General features: G+C 71.8%; 19 protein-coding genes. 12 read left to right on the plus strand and 7 right to left on the minus strand.

The genetic code is table 11. The features are described from left to right. Window positions 1-35: 35 nt before the first annotated feature. Complete coding sequence (locus RBJ77_RS38735) at window positions 36-1133, plus strand: acyltransferase family protein (RefSeq protein ID WP_372349243.1); 1098 nt, start codon at window positions 36-38, stop codon at window positions 1131-1133. On the opposite strand, the gene RBJ77_RS38740 is transcribed toward RBJ77_RS38735, so the two are convergent. Next, window positions 1114-1809 carry a DUF2470 domain-containing protein gene (locus RBJ77_RS38740; RefSeq protein ID WP_372349244.1) on the minus strand — a complete coding sequence of 232 codons (696 nt, stop codon included), beginning with the start codon at window positions 1807-1809 and terminating at the stop codon, window positions 1114-1116. The two genes, RBJ77_RS38735 and RBJ77_RS38740, sit on opposite strands and share 20 nt — an antisense overlap. Before the next feature lie 117 nt (window positions 1810-1926). Here RBJ77_RS38740 and RBJ77_RS38745 point away from each other — a divergent pair, with 117 nt between their 5' ends. The 4 genes from RBJ77_RS38745 to RBJ77_RS38760 all read left to right on the plus strand — a co-directional run bounded on the left by RBJ77_RS38745 (window position 1927) and on the right by RBJ77_RS38760 (window position 4911). After that, on the plus strand, window positions 1927-3504 hold the full coding sequence (locus RBJ77_RS38745; protein WP_372349245.1) for an FMN-binding glutamate synthase family protein: 1578 nt from the start codon (window positions 1927-1929) through the stop codon (window positions 3502-3504). An 89-nt stretch (window positions 3505-3593) separates the two neighbouring features. After that, window positions 3594-3881, plus strand: a complete 288-nt coding sequence (locus RBJ77_RS38750) for a hypothetical protein (protein ID WP_372349246.1) — start codon at window positions 3594-3596, stop codon at window positions 3879-3881. A 38-nt stretch (window positions 3882-3919) separates the two neighbouring features. Beyond that, window positions 3920-4504, plus strand: coding sequence for a VanZ family protein (locus tag RBJ77_RS38755; protein WP_372349247.1), 585 nt, complete (start codon window positions 3920-3922; stop codon window positions 4502-4504). Window positions 4505-4509: 5 nt separating this feature from the next. Continuing rightward, entirely contained in the window at window positions 4510-4911 is a 402-nt protein-coding gene (locus tag RBJ77_RS38760; protein ID WP_372349248.1) for an ATP-binding protein, read from the plus strand. 85 nt (window positions 4912-4996) lie between these two features. Here RBJ77_RS38760 and RBJ77_RS38765 read toward each other — a convergent pair whose 3' ends face one another. From RBJ77_RS38765 to RBJ77_RS38790, 6 genes are read right to left on the minus strand one after another with little or no spacing between them, the layout of a single operon-like run. Beyond that, window positions 4997-5929: a GNAT family N-acetyltransferase gene (locus RBJ77_RS38765; protein ID WP_372349249.1), complete on the minus strand. Its 933-nt coding sequence runs from the start codon at window positions 5927-5929 to the stop codon at window positions 4997-4999. Next, on the minus strand, window positions 5926-8028 hold the full coding sequence (locus RBJ77_RS38770) for a peptidase C14 (RefSeq protein ID WP_372349250.1): 2103 nt from the start codon (window positions 8026-8028) through the stop codon (window positions 5926-5928). The genes RBJ77_RS38765 and RBJ77_RS38770 overlap by 4 nt, the downstream gene beginning before the upstream one ends. A 14-nt stretch (window positions 8029-8042) precedes the next feature. Then, the gene (locus tag RBJ77_RS38775) at window positions 8043-8891 is read right to left on the minus strand and encodes an SDR family NAD(P)-dependent oxidoreductase (RefSeq protein WP_372349251.1); all 849 of its coding nucleotides are present in this window, start codon (window positions 8889-8891) and stop codon (window positions 8043-8045) included. After that, the gene (locus RBJ77_RS38780; protein ID WP_372349252.1) at window positions 8888-9730 is read right to left on the minus strand and encodes an amidohydrolase family protein; all 843 of its coding nucleotides are present in this window, start codon (window positions 9728-9730) and stop codon (window positions 8888-8890) included. The genes RBJ77_RS38775 and RBJ77_RS38780 overlap by 4 nt, the downstream gene beginning before the upstream one ends. Beyond that, a complete protein-coding gene (locus RBJ77_RS38785; protein WP_372349253.1) occupies window positions 9727-10917 on the minus strand; it encodes a mandelate racemase/muconate lactonizing enzyme family protein in 1191 nt (396 codons plus the stop codon). Before RBJ77_RS38785 ends, RBJ77_RS38780 begins: the two co-directional genes overlap by 4 nt. After that, window positions 10917-12287 carry an aspartate aminotransferase family protein gene (locus RBJ77_RS38790; protein WP_372349254.1) on the minus strand — a complete coding sequence of 457 codons (1371 nt, stop codon included), beginning with the start codon at window positions 12285-12287 and terminating at the stop codon, window positions 10917-10919. The genes RBJ77_RS38785 and RBJ77_RS38790 overlap by 1 nt, the downstream gene beginning before the upstream one ends. A gap of 235 nt (window positions 12288-12522) precedes the next feature. Here RBJ77_RS38790 and RBJ77_RS38795 point away from each other — a divergent pair, with 235 nt between their 5' ends. From RBJ77_RS38795 to RBJ77_RS38825, 7 genes are all read left to right on the plus strand, one after another. Further along, complete coding sequence (locus tag RBJ77_RS38795; protein ID WP_372349255.1) at window positions 12523-13344, plus strand: IclR family transcriptional regulator; 822 nt, start codon at window positions 12523-12525, stop codon at window positions 13342-13344. A 306-nt stretch (window positions 13345-13650) separates the two neighbouring features. After that, window positions 13651-15801: a peptidase C14 gene (locus RBJ77_RS38800; protein WP_372349256.1), complete on the plus strand. Its 2151-nt coding sequence runs from the start codon at window positions 13651-13653 to the stop codon at window positions 15799-15801. Window positions 15802-15842: 41 nt separating this feature from the next. Continuing rightward, window positions 15843-17102, plus strand: a complete 1260-nt coding sequence (locus RBJ77_RS38805) for a Gfo/Idh/MocA family protein (protein WP_372349257.1) — start codon at window positions 15843-15845, stop codon at window positions 17100-17102. A 39-nt stretch (window positions 17103-17141) separates the two neighbouring features. Further along, window positions 17142-18407 carry an extracellular solute-binding protein gene (locus RBJ77_RS38810; RefSeq protein ID WP_372349258.1) on the plus strand — a complete coding sequence of 422 codons (1266 nt, stop codon included), beginning with the start codon at window positions 17142-17144 and terminating at the stop codon, window positions 18405-18407. A 108-nt stretch (window positions 18408-18515) separates the two neighbouring features. Next, window positions 18516-19421, plus strand: a complete 906-nt coding sequence (locus RBJ77_RS38815; protein ID WP_372349259.1) for a carbohydrate ABC transporter permease — start codon at window positions 18516-18518, stop codon at window positions 19419-19421. A 2-nt stretch (window positions 19422-19423) separates the two neighbouring features. Further along, window positions 19424-20350 carry a carbohydrate ABC transporter permease gene (locus RBJ77_RS38820; RefSeq protein WP_372349260.1) on the plus strand — a complete coding sequence of 309 codons (927 nt, stop codon included), beginning with the start codon at window positions 19424-19426 and terminating at the stop codon, window positions 20348-20350. 8 nt (window positions 20351-20358) lie between these two features. After that, window positions 20359-21387: an NAD-dependent epimerase/dehydratase family protein gene (locus tag RBJ77_RS38825; RefSeq protein WP_372349261.1), complete on the plus strand. Its 1029-nt coding sequence runs from the start codon at window positions 20359-20361 to the stop codon at window positions 21385-21387. Window position 21388 lies beyond the last annotated feature (1 nt).

A 21388-nucleotide genomic window follows, 5' to 3' on the forward strand; every position in this document is an offset into this window, starting at 1 on the left:
CCTGAGGTTCCGACGAGGAGGGGCGCGGCGACGCGATGGGACGGCAGGGGAAACGAGCGGGAACCGGTGGGGGCAAGGCGCGCGAGGCGTACTTCGACAACGTGAAGTACCTGACCATCGTGCTGGTGGCGTGCGGGCACGCGTGGGAGCCGCTGACGTACGGAAGCCGGGCGGTGACGGCGGTGTACCTCACCGTGTACGCCTTCCACATGCCCGCGTTCGCGCTGGTGTCGGGGTACTTCTCGCGGAGCTTCGACATGGCTCCGGGGCGTCTGAAGCGACTGGTGTCGGGCGTCGTCGTGCCGTACGTCGTCTTCGAGGTGGCCTACACGCTGTTCTACCGGTGGCGGCAGGACGATCCGGAGTACCCGATCAGTCTGCTGGACCCCTGGTACCTGATGTGGTTCCTGGTCGCGCTGTTCATCTGGCGGCTGTCGACGCCTCTCTGGATGCAGCTGCGCCATCCCGTCCCGGTGGCGCTCGCGATCGGCACGGCCGTGTCGATGTGGCCGGGCGCGGGCGGTGACCTGGCGCTCCAGCGGGTCCTGCAGTTCCTGCCGTTCTTCGTCGTGGGCCTGGTGCTGCGGCCCGAGCACTTCTCGCGGCTGCGCAGCTGGCGGACCCGGTTGTCGCTGCTGCCGGTCGGTCTTGCCGCGGTGGTGGCGGCCTACTGGGTGGCGCCGTGGTTCGACGCGGGCTGGTTCTACCACCGCGGCAGCGTGGTGGGCCGGGGCGTGCCCGCGTGGGCGGGACTGTGGGCGACACCCGCCCTGTTCGTCCTCGCGCTGATCCTCACCGCCTGCTTCCTGGCGTGGGTGCCGGGGCGCAGGCTGTGGTTCACGGCGCTCGGCGCCGGGACCATCTACGCGTACCTGCTGCACGGGTTCGTCATCAAGGCCTCCCGGTTCGGGGCGTGGTACGACCATCCGTGGCTGCACACCCCTATGGGCGAGCTGGCTGTCACGGCGACGGCGGTCACCGGGATCACGCTGCTGTGCACGCAGCCGGTGCGGCGCGTGTTCCGCTACGTCGTCGAACCGCCCATGGACTGGGCGTTCCGTCGTCCCGAGCCGGAACAGCGGCCCGAGGAGTCCGCCGAAGAGCGCCAGAAGGTCACCTCCGGCGGCGGCTGACGGACTGGGCCGACGCGAGCAGGCAGTGCATGCGCTCGGTGAGCGAGCCGAGGTCGTCGGCGGGGCTGTGGAACGGGATGCGGACGTCGGCCTGACCGCGGGCCCGTTCGAGCCGCAGCGTCAGTCCGTGCCGGTCGACGGCGAGGGGCTCCACGCGGACGACGCCGTGCAGGCTCTCGGGGGTGAGGAGCCGGGTGAGCTGTTCGACGGCCTCGGGGTGTGCCTCGGCCAGATGGGTGAGCAGCCGGGGTTCGGCGAGGGCGAGCGGGTCGGGCGCCGCGGCGGCGAGTTCACCGAGGTCGATGCCGAGGCGTTCGGTGCGGGTCTGCAGGACGGCGCGTTCGGGGCGCAGCACCATCTCCTCACCGTCGGGGACGAGTTCGCCGGACAGCCACAGCCGGGCGCGCACCCGGTCGCGCACGGGCACGGGTGCGGCGTCGGCGAACTCCAGGAGTGCGGTGGGCCGGCCGTGCGGCGAGCAGAGCACCGCGGCGGCGAGCACGCTGTCCGGCGGCGGCGCGATCCGCACGACGCCGTCCTCGGTGACGCGGTGGGCGCCGACCAGGTCGTCCTGCCCCACATCGGTGGTGACGCCGCACGTCCACGCGGCGGCGAGCACGGAGCGTGCGCGGGTCGCCGTGGTGGGCACGGCGGTAGCGATCTGTCGGACACCCATCCCGAACCTCCATTAGGTAAGCCTTGCCTAACTTATCGGAGATCGTCGGTGGGGGTCCACCCCATCGCCCGGTGTCGCCACCGGGCCGCCCGCACCCGGGTGCGGTTGACTCGGCCCGTGCACCGATTCCTCGTCCTCCTCCTCGTCGTCGCCGGCGCTGCCGGGACGCTGGTCCTGTCGCTGCTGTCGTCCGTCTGGTGGTGGTGCGCCGCGGGCCCGCTGCTCGCCCTCGCCGCGCTCGGCGCGTGGGACCTCCTCCAGTCGCGCCACTCGGTGCTGCGCAACTATCCGGTGGTCGGCCACCTGCGGTTCCTGATGGAGTCGCTGCGCCCCGAGATCCAGCAGTACTTCGTGGAGCGCAACTACGACGGGCGGCCCTACGACCGCGACGTGCGCAACATCGTGTACGAGCGGGCCAAGGACCAGGAGGCCGAGGAGCCGTTCGGCACCGAGCAGGACGTGTACGAGGTGGGGCACGAGTTCCTGGTGCCGTCGATGCGGCCCGTGGACCCGCCGGAGGGGACGCCGGCCGTGCGGATCGGCGGTCCCGACTGCGCGCGGCCGTACGACATGGCGCTGCTGAACGTGTCCGCGATGAGTTTCGGCGCCCTGTCGTCGAACGCGATCCGGGCCCTCAACAAGGGCGCCGCGCTGGGCGGTTTCGCGCACGACACCGGCGAGGGCGGCCTCTCCGACCACCACCTGGCGTACGGCGGCGACCTGGTGTGGGAGATCGGCACGGGCTACTTCGGCTGCCGGACCGACGACGGCCGATTCGACCGCGCCGAGTTCACCGACAAGGCCGCCCACCACCAGGTCAAGTGCGTGTCCCTGAAGCTGTCGCAGGGCGCGAAGCCGGGCATCGGCGGGGTGCTGCCGGGCGGCAAGGTGAACGCGGAGATCGCGCGCGTCCGGGACGTCCCGGAGGGCGAGACGGTGGTGTCGCCCCCGTACCACCGGGAGTTCGGCACACCACGTCAACTCGTCGCGTTCCTGGCCGAGTTGCGGGAGCTGTCGGGCGGCAAGCCGGTCGGCTTCAAGCTGTGCGTGGGGTCGCGCACCCAGTTCCTCGCGGTCTGCAAGGCGATGCTCGCGGAAGGCGTGACACCGGACTTCGTGATCGTGGACGGGTCGGAGGGCGGCACCGGCGCGGCGCCGCTGGAGTTCGCCGACCACCTCGGCACCCCGCTGACCGAGGGCCTGATCACGGTGCACAACGCGCTCGTCGGCAGCGGGCTGCGCGACCGGATCAGGATCGGCGCGAGCGGCAAGGTCGCCACGGGCACGGACATCGTCAAACGCATGGTGCAGGGCGCGGACTTCACGAACGCGGCGCGCGCCATGATGTTCGCGGTCGGCTGCATCCAGGCGCAGCGCTGCCACACCAACACGTGCCCGGTGGGCGTGACCACCCAGGACCCGCGCCGCGTCCGGGCGCTGGACGTCGAGGACAAGGCGGCGCGCGTCCACCACTACCAGGCGGCGACGGTGCGCAGCGCCGCGCAGATCATGGCGGCCATGGGGGTGAGCGACCCGCGCGAGCTCCGCCCCCACCAGCTGATGCGGCGCACCGCGCCGCACGAACTCCTCTCCTACGCACGGCTCTACGACTGGCTGGAGCCGGGCGAACTGACCGCGCAGCCCGCCGAGCGCTGGGCCGCGGACTGGGCGGCGGCGCATCCCGATCGCTTCTGAGCGCCACCCGCGCACCCCAACTCCACGCGAACGGGGGGTGAATATGCCATCCGCCCACGCGGCACGATCCGGCGCGGCATCATGCCGCCATGGACGGTAGTGCGCTCCTGCGGGAGCTCTTCACGCCCGACGAGTACGACGCGGTTCGCCGGCACGCGGACCATCTGGGCGTGACAGTGATCGAGTACGTTCGCCGCTCGGCCGCCGAACGGGCCCTTGAGCGGCTGCACCTGACCGAGGCCATCGAGGCCCAGTCCCTGCACCTGGGGAAGCTGTCGATACCGCACGTGGAGCGGACCCGCTGCGGTGACGGCGCGTCGTCCCCGGCCCTCGAACGGTTCCTCGACACGCTGGCACACCCCGCCGAAGGCGGCTGACTTCGCCTGATCGCGCACTCCCGGGGCATCCGATCCCCATGACTACGGTGACAGCACGACGCAGGAAGGAGCGGTCGGCCCGATGGTGGCGGGGCTGCGTACGGGCCCTGGTGGCGCTCGTCGCATTCCTCGCCCTCGTCGCGTTCTCGGCCGTGCTGGCCCGTCTCACCCTCACGCCCTCGCCCGCGTCCGACCGGATCGCGGGGGCCAATCTGCGGCCGGGCGCGAGCCTCAGGCAGTACGCGGAGTCGTACACGTTCCTGGCCGCGTGCAAGCAGGTCGGCGGGAACCTCCTCCTCGGGGCGCCGTTCGGGGTGCTGCTCCCGGTGCTGGTGGGGCGCCGCATGCGGCTGCTCCAGGTGCTGCTGCTGACCGTCCTCTTCATGGTGCTGGTGGAACTGGCGCAGGGGGCGGTGGTGCAGGGCCGCGCCTTCGACGTGGACGACATCATCCTCAACACGACGGGGGCCCTGATCGGCTACGTGCTGGCGGGGCGGCGCATCGGGCACCGATATCACGCTCTGGCGGGCCCGCGGGAACGATCCCGCTTGGGGATCAGGTTCCGTGGGAATGGGGCTCCTTACCGAAGCAGGACCCACGAAGCTGGACAAGAGAGGAAGTGATCGTCATGCGTGCGTTCAGGGGCGCCGTCCGGCGTGCCGCACGCGTGGAGTTCCTCATGCCGCAGGGCTCGGGGGCCGCCCGTTGGGCCCGCCGCCTGACCCGGTCGTTCCTGGCCGGGCGCACGGACGGTACGGCGGCGGACGCGGAACTCGTGGTGTCGGAGCTCGTCACGAACGCCACCCGTGTAGCGGACAGCCACTGCCGGATGTCGCTGCGCCTGGATGCGGGCGGGCTGACGGTGGAGGTGCACGACGACGGTCCGGGCATGCCCCGCGTCAAGCCGCCGTCGGAGTCGGCCGAGTCGGGCCGCGGCATCGCCCTCGTGCACGCGCTGGCGAACCGGTGGAGCGTGGAACCGGATCCGCGGGGCGGCAAGACCGTCCGGGCGGTGCTGGCGCACTGCTGAGGCCGGGGCCCGGCCATCGTCCTGGCCATCGGCCCGGTCAGAAGCCCTGCCAGCAGCCCGGTCAGAAGCCCAGCCAGAGGCTCGGTCAGAAAGAGTCGCCGTACCAGTACGCGGCGCCCGGCGCGGCCAGGGTCCGCTCCACCGAGCGGGCCGGCGCGAGCAGCGGCCGGTACATGCCGGTGGTGTCGCTCCCCCGCACCACGGTGTCCGTACGCAGCAGGCGGGACAGCATCCGTTCGGCGTCGGCCGACACCGGCAGCAGGCTGCGGGCACGGACGGCACCGGCGGCCCTGGCGCGCACGGCCAGCGCCGCGTACAGGTCGCCGAGCCGGTCGGTGGCGCCGGTCGCGACGGCCGCCTCCAGGACGTCGACGCGGTCTCCGGTGCGGCGTGCCACGAGCCAGCCGCCGAGTCCGCCGTCCGGGTCGTCGGCGACCAGCGACCACAGGTCGGGGCCGTACCAGGACGGGACGCGCACCCGCCAGTCCTGATCCGTGCGGACCGAGGTGAGCGGTCGGCGTGCGTTGTGCTCGGCGTGCAGCCGGACCAGCGCAGGACGGTCGGCCGGGCCCGCGTCGCGGACGCCCGGGACCGCGGCCGGCGCGTCCGCCAGGAGTCCTTCGGCGTACGACCGCGGGAACGTCCGCCACCCCGAACTCCCGTACACGTCAGGGGTGTCGGTGAACAGCAGCGACCAGGCGCAGCCTTCCGTGAGCATGGTGGCCGTGGCCGCCGCGAGCAGTCCGCGGACCAGTCCCCTGCCCCGGGCCTCCGGCCGGGTGGCGACGCTGCCGATGCCGCCGACGCGGTGCGGGGCACCGTGGGCGTCGCGCACGGTGCGCGGGACGTACACGACGGCGGCGTCGAGAGCGCCGTCGTGCCGGGCCGCGACGAAGGTCCGGTGGTGGCGGCCCTCGTCGAGCGCGTACAGGGCGGGAAGGTGCGGGGCGGCGCCGAAGCAGCGCGCCCACAGGGCGTGCAGGACGGGTTCGTCGGACGGGGTGGCGGTGCGGATCACAGGACGAGGTTCCCCTCGGTGCGCACGTGGTCGCCGGGTGCGGGCAGCGCGGTGCGGTCGGTGCCGCGCTCGACGCACGCCGTGTGCAGCACGTCGGCGCAGGCGTCGGGTTCCAGGTGGAGACGGCCGCCGGTGAAGCGGCTGCCGGTGGCGGCGTAGTGGTTCGTGCCGGTGGCGATCCGGACGTGGGCGGTGCCGGGGTCGTCGGTGGTGCTGGTCAGGCCCGTCAGCTGCCAGGTGACGGCGCCGTCGCCGGGGGCGCGGCCCAGCAGCGCCCTGGCCGTGTTGGTGCCGGTGAGGCGGGCGCCGCTGATCTCGACGCTCTGGTCGCGGACGGCGCTCAGTTCGATGCCGGTGTCGGTGAAGGTGCCGCCGTCGACGACGAGGCGGGCGGCGCCGACGGAGAGCGGCGCGGCGTCCGCGGCGCCCTCGACGGTGCAGTCCGTGAGGTGCACGGGACCCGCTCCGCGCAGCACGAGCCCGTCGGCGCCCTTGATGACGCAGCGTTCGAAGTGGACGGGCGCGGTCACCGGCGCCTGCACCAGCACGCCGCCCGCGGGCGGCGTGAAGACGCAGTCGCTGATCACGGTCGGCCGGGCCGAGCGCGCGGAGCGCTGGGCGACGGCGAAGGTCTTCGCGGTGCAGCCGCGCAGTTGTGCCCCGTCGGCGTTGACGGTGAGGGTGCCCGCCTGGTCGAAGGTGGGGCGGGCGATGACGGTGACGTCCTCCAGGGTCAGGTCGGTGATCTTCGTGTTGGCCACGAACCACGAGCAGGTGTGCCGTCGTACGGTGATCCGTTTGGCCGAGATGCCCCACTGGGCACCGGAGTTGGCGATGTCCATGAGGCCGGAGTTGCCGTCGAAGAGGAGGTCGTGCTCGTACTGGCCGTGGGTGGTGAAGGGGTTGCCGCCCGCGTCGTCCCCGTCGCCGTGGCAGTTGACGACGGTGCAGTAGGCGGACGCCGTCAGGTCGTTCAGGTGGCGCACGTTGCTGGTGGTGCAGTCGGCGACGCGGCCGTAGAGGCAGTAGATCTGCTGGGTGAGGTAGCCGGCGCCGCCGTACTCGACGGTCGGCGGGTTCTTCAGGGAGCACTGTTCGGTGCGGAACCGGGTGCACCAGCGCCGCATGATCACGGGCCAGAAGCTGCCGGTGGCGTGGATGCCGGAGACGTCGCAGTCGACCGCGTACTCGTAGGACACGGGGTGGGAGCCGGTGAGTTCGTCGTCGCCCGCGCCTTCGAAGACGAGGTTGCGCACGTGGGCCCGGTCCACGGGTTCGACGCGGGTCCAGGTGAGGGTGCGGCCCTCCGCGAGGTCCCAGCCGATCTGGTAGTTGACGCGGACGTGCGTGCCGTCGACGACGTCCGTGACCTGGACGAGCCGCTGGATCTCCTTCTCGTACTTCCCGGCGAGCGCGTTCACCTCGACGGCCCACCACTGACCGACCTCGAACCCGGCGGAGTCCCCGACCTCGAACAGGTCGGACAGGTCGGGCATCGCCGTGGACAGGGCGTGGGTGTGCACCGTGTCGGTGGGGGTGCCTTGGAAGGCGAGGACGGCGCCGAAGGGATTGTCGTGGGTGTTGGCCTCGATGCCGGTGGTGAGCATGCGGTGGCCGTGGAAGTCGAGTTCGATGTTCGAGCGGTGCCACAGGTGGCGTTTGCGGAACAGGAGGTCGGTGTGGGCCTCGATCCGGTGCACGGCCGGATCGGTGACCATCGCGTCCAGGGCGGCGTCGGCGGGGGTCTTCGCGTCGAGGTGGCCGAAGGTGCGGAAGTCGACGACCCCGGAGTGCAGTTGAAGCCACCGGCCCTTGCCCGAGGACGGGGCGGGGGCGATGACGGTGCCGCCGTTGTGTCCGGCAGTCGAGCCGGCGTCCCAGCGCACGGCCATGCCGCCGCCGTCCCCGGCCCGGTGATATCCGGCGACGATCACCACCGCACCGTCCCGGACCCCCTTCAGGGCCCGCAACGCGGCGACCGTGTCCACGTGCCGTACGTCGTCGTGGGACGCGGCCTGCGCCGGCGCCGGGCTCGCGATCACGGCGCCCGCTCCGGCCAGACCGGACAGCAGCAGGGCTCGTCTGCGTGACTCGTCCATCAGGACGGGACTCCTCAACTGTCAGGGTGGGTGAGGGAGTTGCGGTACGGCGGCATGAACCGCATGCGGGGCATCTGGTCGGCCAGGACACCGCCGTCGACGACGAGCCGGGCGCCGGTGACGTACGCACCGGCGTCGGAGGCGAGCAGCAGCAGCGCGCCGACGCAGTCGTCGGGCCGGGCGTAGTGGCCGAGCGGGATGCGCTCCCGGTAGGCCGCCTCGAACGCCTCCCGGTCGAAGGGGAACTCGCCGTCGATCGGGGTCTCGACCATGCCGGGCGCGAGGGTGTTCGCGGTGATGCCGTGCGGGGCGAGCTCGACGGCGAAGGTCTCCGTGAGGAGCTGCGCCGCCGCCTTGGACGCGTTGTAGTGGGCCAGGCCCGCCTCGGCGACCAGCGCGTTCTTCGAGGTGATGGTGACGACGCGGCCGCGCACCCCGTCCGCGACCATGTGCTCGGTCACCCGCTGGGTGAGGAAGAAGACGGCGTCGACGTTGACGCGCATGACGGCGGCCCAGCTCGCCGGGGTGATCTCATGCACGCGCTCCAGTGCGGCCGTGCCCGCGTTGTTGACGAGGACGTGCAGCGGCCCGCAGTCGCCGCGGACCGTGTCGACGAACCCGGCGAGCTGCTCCGTGCGGGCCAGGTCCTGCCCGTACGTCCAGGCGCGGCGGCCCAACTGCTCGACGGCGGCGGCCGTTTCGACGATGCCGTCGGATCCGGGGAGGTCCACGAGGACGACGTCCGCGCCCGCCTCGGCGAGCCCGACGGCGAAGGCGCGGCCGAGGCCGCGGGCGGCCCCGGTGACCAGTGCGGTGCGGCCGGTCAGGTCGAAGCGGTCGGTGCCGCGCGCGGCGCCGCTCACGACAGGCCCAGCAGATCGAGCGAGGGCCGCTGGACGATGGCCTCGACCGCTTCGGCGTCGAGCGGGGGCAGGCCGGGGATGCCGGGGATCGCGGCGATCTCCCGCAGTCCCTTCACCGAGTCGTCGACCGTGGTGAACGGGTAGTCGCTGCCGAACAGGAGCTTGTGCAGCACGCCGTAGTCCTGGGCGAGCCGGAGGCTGTGCCACAGCTGGAACGGCCGGTAGTGCAGGGCGCTGACGTCCGCGTACACGTGCGGGTGCTTGCGGATGACGGCGATGCACTCGCCCTCGAAGGGGTGGCCCAAGTGGGCCAGGACCATGCGGAGTTCGGGGTGGCGGATGGCGACGGCGTCCAGGTGGCGGGGCATCGCGTACTCCAGCGGCGCCGCCGACACGAACGTGGTGCCGGTGTGCACGAGCAGCGGAAGGCCGTGCCGTTCGGCGTACGCGTACAGCTCGTCGTACGCCTCGTCGGCCGGGTCGAACCCGGCGTACATCGGCATCAGCTTGATGCCGCGCAGCCCCAGCTCCTGGTGGCCGTAGCGGAGTTCGTCCTGCCAGCCGGGCTGGGTGGGGTCGAGGGCGAGGTAGCCGATGAGCCGGTCCGGGCGCTCCGCGACGTAGGCGGCGACCGCCTTGTCGTCGACCCACAGGCCGCTGCGGCGGGCCTTGCCGCCGACGACGATCGTGCGGGTGTCGGCGGGTGAACTGGCCGCGTACTCCTCCCACTTGACCGTGAGGTCGACCTCGCCCGCGTGGGCGCGCGCCGAGTCGGAGGCGAACGGGTCGGTGAAGTCGTGGCTGTGGCGGAACAGATGGGAGTGGACGTCGACGATCATGTCCGGTTCCTCTTCTCCCAGCCCTCGGCGAACATGTTCCAGAAGCGGTGGGTCGGGGGGTGCTCCTCGAAGACCTCGTCGACGAGTTCGACGCCGAGGCCGGGTGCGGTCGGCAGGTCGATGTGCCCGTCGGCGGCGAGCGGCAGGGTGCCCTTGAGGGCCTGGAAGACGTGGTCCTCCAGCAGCGCGTCGAAGGTCTCCAGGATCTTGAAGTTGGGGATGCCGAGCGCGGCGTGCACCGAAACCGTGGTGCACAGCGGCGAGTTGGAGTTGTGCGGGGCGACGAGCATGCCGTGGGTGTCGGCGATGGCGGCGATCTTGCGGACCTCGGTGAAGCCGCCGGCCATGGACAGGTCGGGCTGGACGATGTCGACGGCCTCGGTCGCGAAGAGCTGCTTGTACTCGTAGCGGTTGTGGAAGTGCTCGCCGCCGGAGATCGGGAACGGGGCGCGCCGGCGCAGTTCCGCGTAGCGCTCGATGTGCGTCCAGGGCAGCGGCTCCTCGAACCAGCCGATGTCGTACGGCTCCAGCTCGCGCAGCAGGCGGGCCGCGGTCGGCATGGCGAACCGGGCGTGGCCCTCGATGAAGAGGTCGACGTCGGGTCCGATGGCCTCGCGGACGGCGGCGACGAGGTCGACGGAGCGGCGCAGTTCGGCGCGCTCCAGTTCGTGCAGGCCGGGCCCGAAGGGGTCGAACTTCAGGGCGGTGAGGCCCTTGCCGACGACGGCGCGGGCCTTGGCCGCGAAGACCTCGGGGTCGCGCTCGCCGTTGTACCAGCCGTTGGCGTAGACGCGGACCCGGTCGCGGCAGGCGCCGCCGGTGAGCCGGTAGGCGGGGACGCCGAGGGCCTTGCCCATCAGGTCGTACATGGCCTGGTCGAGGCCGGACAGGGCGATGCCGCCCATGTCGCCGCCGCGCAGGAAGTCGCCCTGGTAGAGGCGGAGCCAGACCTCCTCGATGTCGAAGGGGTCGGCGCCGATCAGATGGCGGCGGGCGAGGGACTCGGTCAGGGCGCAGACCTCCTGGCCCCGGTAGGGGTGGGTGATCTCGCCGACGCCGGACAGGCCCTCGTCGGTGTGGACGCGGACGTAGCCGAAGTCGCGCCAGGCGGTGCCGAGCATCAGGGTCTCGACGCGGGTGATGCGTCCTGCGGGGCCCGCCGGGCGGGTGGTGTTCACGGTGAGCATCAGCGGACCGCCCCGCCCATCGTGGAGGCGTTCTCCAGGTCGCGGGCGCCGCCCTCGGCGAGGACGGCCCGGACGGCGGCCTCGGTGCCTTCGAGGAGCCGGTCGACGTCGGCATCGGTGTGGGCGTAGCTGATGTGGCTGCGCTTGAGGTTGAGGGGCAGCTCGAACAGACCGTGGTCGAGGAGCTTGCGCCGGTAGCCGACGAACAGCGACGCGTCGTTGGCGAGCAGGTCGTCGTAGGTGCGCGGCGTGTCGGGGCCCGGCATGAAGTACGAGACGAAGACGGAGCCGTGGCCGGTGACGACGGCGGGGACGCCCAGCTTCTCGTAGAGCGCGGTGAGTTCGGTGCGCACGCGGTTGCCGAGTCGGTAGACGTGCGCGTGGACGGGTTCCTCGCGGAGCTTGCGCAGGGTGGCGAGGGCGGCGGCGACCACGGAGGGGTGGCCGTTGTAGGTGCCGGCGAAGAACGCGGGTGCACCGGGGATGGTGGAGAAGAGGTCCATCAGGTCGGCGCGGCCGCCGATGGCGCCGACGGGCGCGCCGTTGGCGATGGCCTTGCCGAGCGTGGTGAGGTCCGGGGTGACGCCGCAGATGGCCTGCCAGCCGCCGAGGTCGTGGCGGAAGCCGGTGATGACCTCGTCGAAGACCAGCACGCTGCCGGCCTTCGTGGTCTCCTCGCGCAGCGTGCTGAGGAACTCCTGGTGCGGCAGGAGCGCGCCGACGTTGTGCGGGACGGGCTCGACGATGACGGCCGCGATCTCGGAGCCGTGCTCGGCGAAGGCGCGGCGCACGGCGGCGCTGTCGTTGAAGGGGAGCACGAGGGTCGCGTCGAGGACCTCGGGCAGGATGCCGGTCGAGATCGGGTCGTGGGAGCCGACCTTCTCGGGCGCGGAGATGACGTTGAGGCTCACGGAGTCGTGCCAGCCGTGGTAGCAGCCCTGGAACTTGACGACGAGCCGGCGTCCGGTGGCGGCGCGCGAGACGCGCAGCGCGTGGAAGGTGGCCTCGCTGCCGGTGGAGGTGAGCAGGACCTTCTCGACGGACGGGATCAGTTCGACGAGCTGTTCGGCGAGTGCGACCTCGCCCTCGGTCACGCCGACGCCCATGTGCCCGATGCGGGCGCCCGCCTCGGCGGTGGCGCGGGCGACGTCGGGGTCGTTGTGGCCGAGCAGCGGCGGGCCGAACGCGGCGTGGAAGTCGGTGAACTCGCGGCCGTCGGCGGTACGGAACCGGGCGCCGCCGGTCCCCGTCACGACGAGGTCGGTGAGGCCGGGGATGCTGCGCTGACCGCTGTTGACTCCGCCGGGCACGACCGTGCGGGCGCGCTCGGCGATCCGGGCTCCGGAGGTGGCGTCCGGGCCTGAAGTCATGGTGCTTGCTCCTTGCGTCGAGAGTCGTCGGTGTCGTGGGCCCTGCCCGGCCCCGCACCCTGGCGCCATCCGCCCGGCAGTCTCCGCAGGAAGTGTTCTGCGTCCTGCCCAGTGCGCAGGTTTTACAGAACAGTGTTCTGTATTGCAGAACAGCATGGAGACTACGGGCGCTTTTCTGGTGGGTCAACCCCCGGAAGTCAGATTGCCGAACAGTTTGTGACTAGACTGTTCGGTCATGACGAACAGAGATGGTCCAGGAACCCCACCGGCTGAGCCGAAGTACTGGGTCAAGAGCGTCGCCAGGGCCGCCGACATCCTGGAAATCCTCGCCGCTCCCGCGCCCGGTCACGGCTTGAGCGTCACGGAGGTCGCGCAGACCTGCGGGATCTCCAAGAGCGCCGCGTTCGGCACCCTGCAGACCCTGCGCTCGTACGGGCTCGTCTCCGACGACGGCGAGGGCATGAACCGGCGCTACCGCCTCGGCATGGGCCTCGCCCGGCTCGGCGACCGGGCCCGCTCCCAGGTCTCGCTGCGCGGCGTCGCCCATCCGGTGCTGCGCGAACTGACCGGCGCGACGGGCATGGCGTCACGCCTCGCCGTGCCGGAGGACGGGCACGCGGTGGTCGTCGACCAGGTCGAGCTCGACCAGCGGGTCCGGCTCGACCTGCGGATGGGCCAGCGCGAACTCCCGCACTGCACCGGACTCGGTAAGGCCCTGCTGTCGGCCGTGCCGCAGGCCGAGGCCGCGGCCGTCGTGGAGCGGTTCGGGCTGCCGCGGCGCACGCCGCGCACGATCACCGACCCGGCCACGTTCCTCGCGCACCTCCAGGACATCGACCGCGTCGGGTACGCGCTCGACGACGAGGAGGACGCCGAGGGGATCATCTGCATCGGGGCGCCCGTGCGCGACGACCACGGCACGTGCGTCGGCGCCATCAGCATCACGGGGCTCAAACTCGGGCTGCCGGCCTGGAAGTACCAGGAACTCGGCGGCCAGGTGCGGGACGCCGCGCGGCAGATCAGCGGGCAGTTGGGCTGGGTGGCGGAGTCCGTCTGAGCGCCCCGGCCCTCCGGGTTGCTGCGCGGGTTCCGGCCGCATGACGGCTGCTCGCGCAGTTCCCCGCGCCCCTGCCGGGGCTTGACGGCGCAAAACGTTCGACGTACGGTCCGTGCCAATCGGTCGGACGCCTTGCCGTCACCGGCGCTTCACCCCGCCCGACCTCGCATCCCGGCGCCTGCCCAGCTCGCCGGGAGAGTCCCGAGTCCTGCTCGGGCACGCTCACTTTCCAGCCATCCGCCCGCACGGCAGTCTTCACAGGAACGCTCCCCTCCCCCCGGCACTTCTCGGAAGGCGAAGTCCGCCATGAGCGTTCCGCAGCACCCGAGCACGACCACGAGAACCGACCGGCGCGCCCTGCTGCGCGCCTCCGGCCTCGCCGGACTCGCCGTCGTCGGCACCGTCGCGGCCACCGGCACGGCGAGCGCCGCGTCGCACGACGACGTCGCCCGCGTCGACACCGTCACCGCGTTGCGGGCCCTCAAGGGGGTCCGGGACGGTGCGGTGGTGATCGTCGCCGGATATCACCGGGCCGGGGACGGCGGCGGGATGGCCGTCCGCTGGGACGCCGGCTCGACTGCCGGACACAACGGCGGCACCGTCATCGCCCCCGCCCCGCCCTCGGGCAAGGGCCGGTGGCTTCAACTGCACTCCGGCGTCGTCGACTTCCGCACCTTCGGCCACCTCGACGCGAAGACCCCCGCCGACGCCGCCCTGGACGCGATGGTCACCGACCCCTCCGTCCACCGGATCGAGGCCCACACCGACCTCCTGTTCCGCAAACGCCACCTGTGGCACCGCTCGAACATCGAACTCGACTTCCACGGCCACCGCATGCTCACCACCGGCATCGAGGCCAACACCCACGACAACCCCTTCGGCGCCGTCCTCGCCTTCCAAGGCACCCCCACCGACACGGTGCACACCCACGCCCTGTCCACGGCGATGCCCGACCTGTCCGACCTGTTCGAGGTCGGGGACTCCGCCGGGTTCGAGGTCGGTCAGTGGTGGGCCGTCGAGGTGAACGCGCTCGCCGGGAAGTACGAGAAGGAGATCCAGCGGCTCGTCCAGGTCACGGACGTCGTCGACGGCACGCACGTCCGCGTCAACTACCAGATCGGCTGGGACCTCGCGGAGGGCCGCACCCTCACCTGGACCCGCGTCGAACCCGTCGACCGGGCCCACGTGCGCAACCTCGTCTTCGAAGGCGCGGGCGACGACGAACTCACCGGCTCCCACCCCGTGTCCTACGAGTACGCGGTGCGCTGCGACGTCTCCGGGATCGAGGCGACCGGCACCTTCTGGCCCGTGGTGATGCGCCGCTGGTGCACGTACTTCCGCTCCGAGCAGTGCTCCCTCGCCAATCCGAAGTCCGTGACGTACGGCGGGGCCGGCTACCTCACGCAGCAGATCTACTGCCTGTACGGGCACGTCGAGGACTGTCACACCTCCAACGCCCGGCACCTCAACGACTTCACCGCGTCCGCCTACTGCTACGTGACGAACTGCCACGGCGACGGCGACGACCAGGGACCGTTCGTCACCCACGGCCAGTTCGAGCACGACCTCGTCTACACCGGCAACTCCGGTCTGATGACGTTCGCCAACTCCGGTGCCGCATGGGGCGGTGCGGCCAAGCGGATCACCGTACGGCGGCACGCCTGCTCCTGGTTCGTGGCCCGCGTGAAGGTCACCGACCTCACCCTGGAGGACGTCACCGTCATCGGGAAGAAGTCCCTGGACGGGTCCGGGATGCTGTGGGTGAACGCCGACGGCGTACAGATCCGCGGCTGCACCGCGAGCGGTCCGCTCATCGTGTCGCAGGCCTCGAAGCGCTCGAAGCGGCCGAACGTCATCGCCGACTCGGCCTTCGCGTTCGCGCCCGGCGCCGAGATCACCAAGGCCGACGTCGACACACCGCTCGTCCTGCGCGCCGTCACCCTGTCCGGCATCGGCGGCGCCGCCTTCAACGGGACGGGCCCGCTGATCATGGACCGCTGCACCCTGACCGGCGCGGCGGACGCGGCCCCCGCCACCTACGCCCACCGCGACGTGCGCGTCAGCGGCGGCGAACTCACCGACACCGGCGTCACGTTGACCGGTGACAAGGACCAGCTGCTGCGCGTCGACGGCGTGCGGGTCACCGGCACGAACAAGGCGGGCGCCCTCCTCACCCGCACGGGCGGCGCCGGGCGCACCGTCTCCTGGCTGCTCGACGGCGTCGACGCGACCGCCCCCGCGAAGACGGCGCACCTCCTGGTCACCGAGGGCGTCAACCGCTACCGGGCCACGGGCTGCACCTTCACCGGCGGCCGGCTCGACCTGCGGCCCGCCGCCTTCGCCGACGACCGCAGCCATCTGCTGCACACCGGGTGCGTCGAGGACGGCGTCGAGCGCGCCGCGCTGCCCGACGAGGGCGAACGCGTCGCGCACACCGCGGGCACCGTCCGCTACTGACCCCCGACCGCCGCACACCCCCGAACCTCCAGGGAACCCCTGTGTCCACGCATCCCCCGATCACCGGCCGGCCGGTCCGCGTCGCCCTCGTCGGCGCCGGCAACCGCGGTCTCACCTACGCCGAGTGGATCAAGCAGCACCCCGAGCGGGCCGAGCTCGTCGCCGTGGCCGACCCGCGCCCCGCGGCCCGCGCCGCGTCCGGCGCGCCCGTCGGGTTCGACGACTGGCGGCCGCTGGCGCGGGAGCGCATCGCGGACGCGGTGATCGTCGCCACGCAGGACCGCGACCACGTCGAACCGGTCCTGGCGCTGGCCCGCGCCGGGTACGCGATCCTCGCCGAGAAGCCCCTCGCGCCGACCGAGGACGAGACGCGCACCCTGGTCGAGGGGGTGCGCGAGGCGGGCGTGCTGTTCGCCGTCTGCCACGTCATGCGGTACACGCCGTACACGGACCTGGTGAAGGACGTCGTCGACTCGGGCGTCCTCGGCCAGCTCGTCTCGATCGACCATCTGGAACCGGTCGGCTGGTGGCACTACGCGCACAGCTACGTCCGCGGGCCGTGGCGCAGCGAGCAGGGCTCGTCCCCGATGCTGCTCGCGAAGTCCTGCCACGACCTGGACTGGATCTCGTACGTCCTGGGCGGCGCCCGGATCGAGCAGGTGGCGAGCTTCGGGGACCTGCGGCACTTCCGGCCCGAGAACGCGCCGGAGGGCTCGGCCGACCGCTGCCTGGACTGCGCGGTCGAGCCCGAATGCCCGTACAGCGCACAGAAGTTGTACCTGCCGACGCTGCGGGAGCAGGGCCCGGTGTGGCCGGTCACGCACGTCACCGGGGCGACCGACGAGGCGGGCCTGCTCCAGGCGCTGCGCGAAGGCCCCTACGGCGTGTGCGTGTACCGCTCCGACAACGACGTGGTCGACCACCAGGTCCTCGCGATGCGGCTGTCCGGCGGGATCACGGCGACGTTCCAGATGGTCGCCTTCACCGAGCAGACGCACCGCCAGACCCGGATCTTCGGCTCGCACGGCTGGCTGCGGGGGGACGGCGAGCGCGTCACCGTGCAGGACTTCCGCACCGGCGAGAGCGTCGTGCACGAGCTGGGCGCGAGCGGCTCCAACGCGGCCGACGGGCACGGCGGCGGCGACACCGCGCTGGTCGAGGCGTTCGTGCGGGCCGTCGCGACCGGCGACCCCGCGGCCGTGCGCTCCGGCACCACGGCGTCGCTCGGCAGCCACCTCGCCGCGTTCGCCGCCGAGCGCGCCCGGCACACCGGGACGGTGCAGACCGTCCCGCTCCACTGACTTCCCCGATCCTTTCCCACCTTCCTGGAGGCCACCCTCATGTCCCGTACCACGTACCGGAGTTCAAGACTGCGCGCGGTCGCCGCGCCCGCCGCCGCCACCGTCCTCGCCGCGGGCGCCCTCGCCGGCTGCGGCGGCTCGGGCGGCGGTGCCGACAGCAAGACCGTCACCATGTGGACGTACCCCGTGATCTTCGACGAGGCGAAGAACAAGGCGTACTGGGACGGCCTGGTGAAGGCGTTCGAGAAGAAGCACGCGGGCGTGACGGTGAAGGTGGAGACCTTCCCCTGGGCCAACCGGGACACCGCGCTCGCCACGGCCATCGCCTCCGGCAAGGGCCCCGACGTCGTCTACCTCATCCCCGACCAGCTGCCCAAGTACGCGAAGAACATCGTGCCCGCCGACGAGTACGTGCCGGCCGACGCGAAGAAGGACTACACGGACTTCGCCCTGGACTCCGTCACCGTGGGCGGCAAGGCGCTCGGCGCGCCCGTCCTCACCAGCGCCAACCCGCTGATCTGCGACAAGCGGGTCTTCGACGCGATCGGCGAGAGCGCGTACCCGACGACGTGGGCCGAACTCGAAGCACTCGCACCCAAGTTGAAGAAGAAGGGCTTCTACGCCACCAGCTACAGCGGCGACACGCAGCAGACGCTCAACATGACCTTCTACCCGCTGCTGTGGCAGGCGGGCGGTGACGTGTTCGCCGAGGACGGCAAGAAGACCGCGTTCAACAGCGCCGAGGGCGTCAAGGCGCTCACGTACCTGAAGAAGCTCGTCGCGGGCGGCTACACCGACAAGGACCTGGTGACGACCACGCCGAAGCTGGAGCAGACGCCGGTCGCCAAGGGCAAGGTCGCCTGCACGTGGCAGAACACCCCGGCGGACGTCGAGCCGTTCTGGGGCAAGGAGAACATCGTCGTCAAGCCGCCGCTGAAGGACGCGAAGTCGGTGGGCTACGGGACCGTGGGCGCGCTGTCGCTGCTGAAGGGCGGCAACACCGAACTGGCCGGCGACTGGATCAACTTCGCGGCCGAGGCGAAGAACGCGGCCGGTCTGGAGAAGGGCGCCGGCTACTTCCCGGCCCGCAAGTCCGGCGGCGACCTGTACCCGGGCGACGCCCTGCAGAAGGCGGTCGGCGCGACCCTGCCGACGATGACGGCGGGCCCGCTGGAGGAGAAGGCCCGCGAGGTGATGGGCGTGCTCGCGCCGGAGATCCAGGCGGCCCTGCTCGGCAAGAAGTCGCCGAAGGAGGCGCTGGACGCGGCGGCGAAGGCCGCCGACGCGATGGCGTCCCGCGGCTGACCCGTCCCTCCCGCACGTTCCTGTCGGGGGCTCCGCCCCCGGACCCCGCGTCCCTCGGCCTCAATCGCCGGCCGGGCTGGGTCGTCCCCGTATCCGAAGGAGTCTCCCGTGGCAGTCGTCGCGGACCACACCCGCCGAACCGAGCGGCGCGGCCCACAGGCGCGCCGCGAAGCACGGATCGGCCTGCTGTTCGTCCTCCCCTGTTTCCTGCTGTTCCTCGCCTTCCGGTTCGGTCCGGGCGTGGCCGGTGTGCTGATGAGCTTCACCGACTACACCCTGACCGGCGGCGGAAAATTCATCGGCGTCGACAACTTCACCCGCCTGTGGGCCGATCCGCTGTTCTGGCAGGCACTGAAGGTGACCGTCCTGTACACGGTGCTGGCCGTGCCGGGCACGCTGATCGCGTCGGTCGCGCTGGCGCTGCTGACACGGCGGGCGTTCCGCGGGTCGAAGGTGTTCCGGTCGGTGTTCTTCCTGCCGGTGGTCACCTCGCTCGTCCTCGCGGCCACGGTCTTCGTGTGGATCTTCTCGACGGGCGGGCCGTGGGCGACGTTCGTCAGCTGGTTCGGGATGTCCGACGAGTCGTGGCTGTCGTCCGACACCCTGGTGGTGCCGGCGCTCGCCGTCGTCGGCGTCTGGTCCCGCTTCGGGTACGGGATGCTGATCCTGCTGGCCCGGATGCAGGACATTCCGCGGGAGCTGGAGGAGGCCGCGCTGACCGACGGGGCGGGCCCGTGGCAGCGGTTCCGGCACATCGTGCTGCCGCAGCTCAAGCCGGCGCTGTTCTTCCTCGCCGTCATCGAGACGACCGCGTCGTTCCAGGTGTTCGACGCCGTGTACACGATGACCGGCGGCGGTCCGGCCAATGCCAGTTACACGCTCGTGTTCCAGCTGTACGACGCGGGCTTCAAGTACTTCGACCTGGGCTACGCCTCCGCCATCGGGGTCGCCCTGTTCGTGCTCACGCTCGTGGTGGCCGTCGTGCAGCGGCTCGTGATCGGGAAGGACCAGTGACCATGACCGCACCGACCGTGGAGAAGGCGCCGAGCCCCGCGCCGGACCAGCCGGTCCGCACCGCACGGCAGCTGCGGCGGGAGGCCGAGAGGGACGTCGTGCCGCACGCGATGCGCGGCACCCGCGGCGGCCGGATCGTGCGCGGCGTCCTGCTCACGCTCGCGGCGCTCGCCACGATCTTCCCGTTCTACGCGATGGTCGTGCTGTCCCTGAAGCCGTCCGCGGCGGTCGACTTCCCCGGCAGTCTGCTGCCGTGGCCGCTGACCGGCGAGGCGTACGACACCGTGATGGGCGCGCAGGACGTGCCGCGCTGGCTGCTCAACACGCTGGTCTACTCGATCGTCTCGGTGGTCGGCGTGCTGTTGCTGGCGTCGCTCGCGGGGTACGCGTTCGCCAAGAAGCGGTTCCCGGGCCGGGAGGCGATGTTCTGGTCGTTCCTGTCGATGGTGATGGTCCCGTACCACGTCACGATGATCCCGACGTTCGCGATGATCGCGAAGCTGGGCGGCGTGGACACGTACTGGGGGCTGATCGTGCCGACCCTCGCCAATGCGCAAGCGGTGTTCCTGATGCGGCAGTTCATCCAGGGGCTGCCCGACGAGCTGTTCGAGGCGGCGCGGCTCGACGGGTGCAGCGAGTGGCAGGTGTTCCGGCGGATCGTGCTGCCGCTGCTGAAGCCGATCCTCGCCACGCTCGGCGTCTTCGTCTTCCTGTGGCACTGGAACGACTTCCTGTGGCCGCTCGTCATCGGCCAGTCCACCGACATGCGCACGCTCACCGTCGGCATCGCGTCGCTCCAGCAGCAGAACGTGCCGCTGAACGTGGTCCTGTCGGGTTCCGTCATCGCGTTCGTGCCCATCTTCGCCGCGTACCTGGTGGGCCAGCGCTACTTCACCGAGGGCGTCACGGCGTCCGGAATCAAGGGTTGAGACTTCACATGTTCGTCGATGAGGCGGCGCTCGAGGAGCGCCTCGCCACCCCCTCCCCCGCGCTCGTCGCGGATCTCGCCCGGCTCGACGGGGACCTCCTGGTCCTCGGCGCGGGCGGCAAGATGGGCCCGAGCCTGTGCCGGCTGGCCCGCCGGGCACTGGACGCGGCCGGCCGCACCGACGTCACCGTGCACGCCGTGTCCCGCTGGTCGGACCGGGCGGCGGCCGAGGCGCTGGAAGCCGACGGGGTCCGTACGGTCGCCTTCGACCTGATGGACCCGGAGGCCGACCTGGGCACACTGCCCGACGCGGGCAACGTCGTGTTCATGGTGGGCGCCAAGTTCGGCTCCGCGGGCGCCCCTTCGCAGGCGTGGGCGGTGAACGCGGCGATGCCCGACCGGGTCGCGCGCCGCTGGTCCGGCGCCCGGATCGCCGCGTTCTCCACCGGCAACGTGTATCCGCTGGTGCCGGTCGGCTCGGGCGGCTGCACCGAGGACGACCCGGTCGGTCCGGTCGGCGAGTACGCGATGTCCTGTCTGGGCCGGGAGCGTATCTTCGGCCACGCCGCGCTCACCCGGGGCACCCGGGTCGCGCTGATCCGCCTGAACTACGCGGTGGACCTGCGCTACGGGGTCCTCGCGGACGTCGCCTCGCGGGTCCTGGCCGGGGAGCCGGTCGACGTGACGACCGGCCACGCGAACGTGGTCTGGCAGGGGTACGCCAACGAGGTCGCCCTGCGCTCGCTCCTGCACGCGGCGGACGGCGACGGGTTCACCGTGAACCTCACCGGCCCGGAGACGGCGTCCGTGCGGCGCATCGCCCGCTGGTTCGGCGCGGAGTTCGGCAAGGAGCCGGTTTTCGCGGGCACCGAGTCCGCGACGGCGCTGCTGTCCGACGCCTCGCACTGCCACGCCCTGTTCGGCTATCCGGACGTGCCGCTGCGCACGCTGGTGACGTGGCAGGCCGACTGGCTGCGCCGGGGCCTGCCGCTGTCCGGCAAGCCCACCAAGTTCCAGGTCCGCGACGGAAGGTTCTGAC

The sequence above is a fragment of the Streptomyces sp. KL116D genome, from assembly GCF_030766975.1.
Lineage (GTDB): Bacteria > Actinomycetota > Actinomycetes > Streptomycetales > Streptomycetaceae > Streptomyces > Streptomyces longispororuber_A.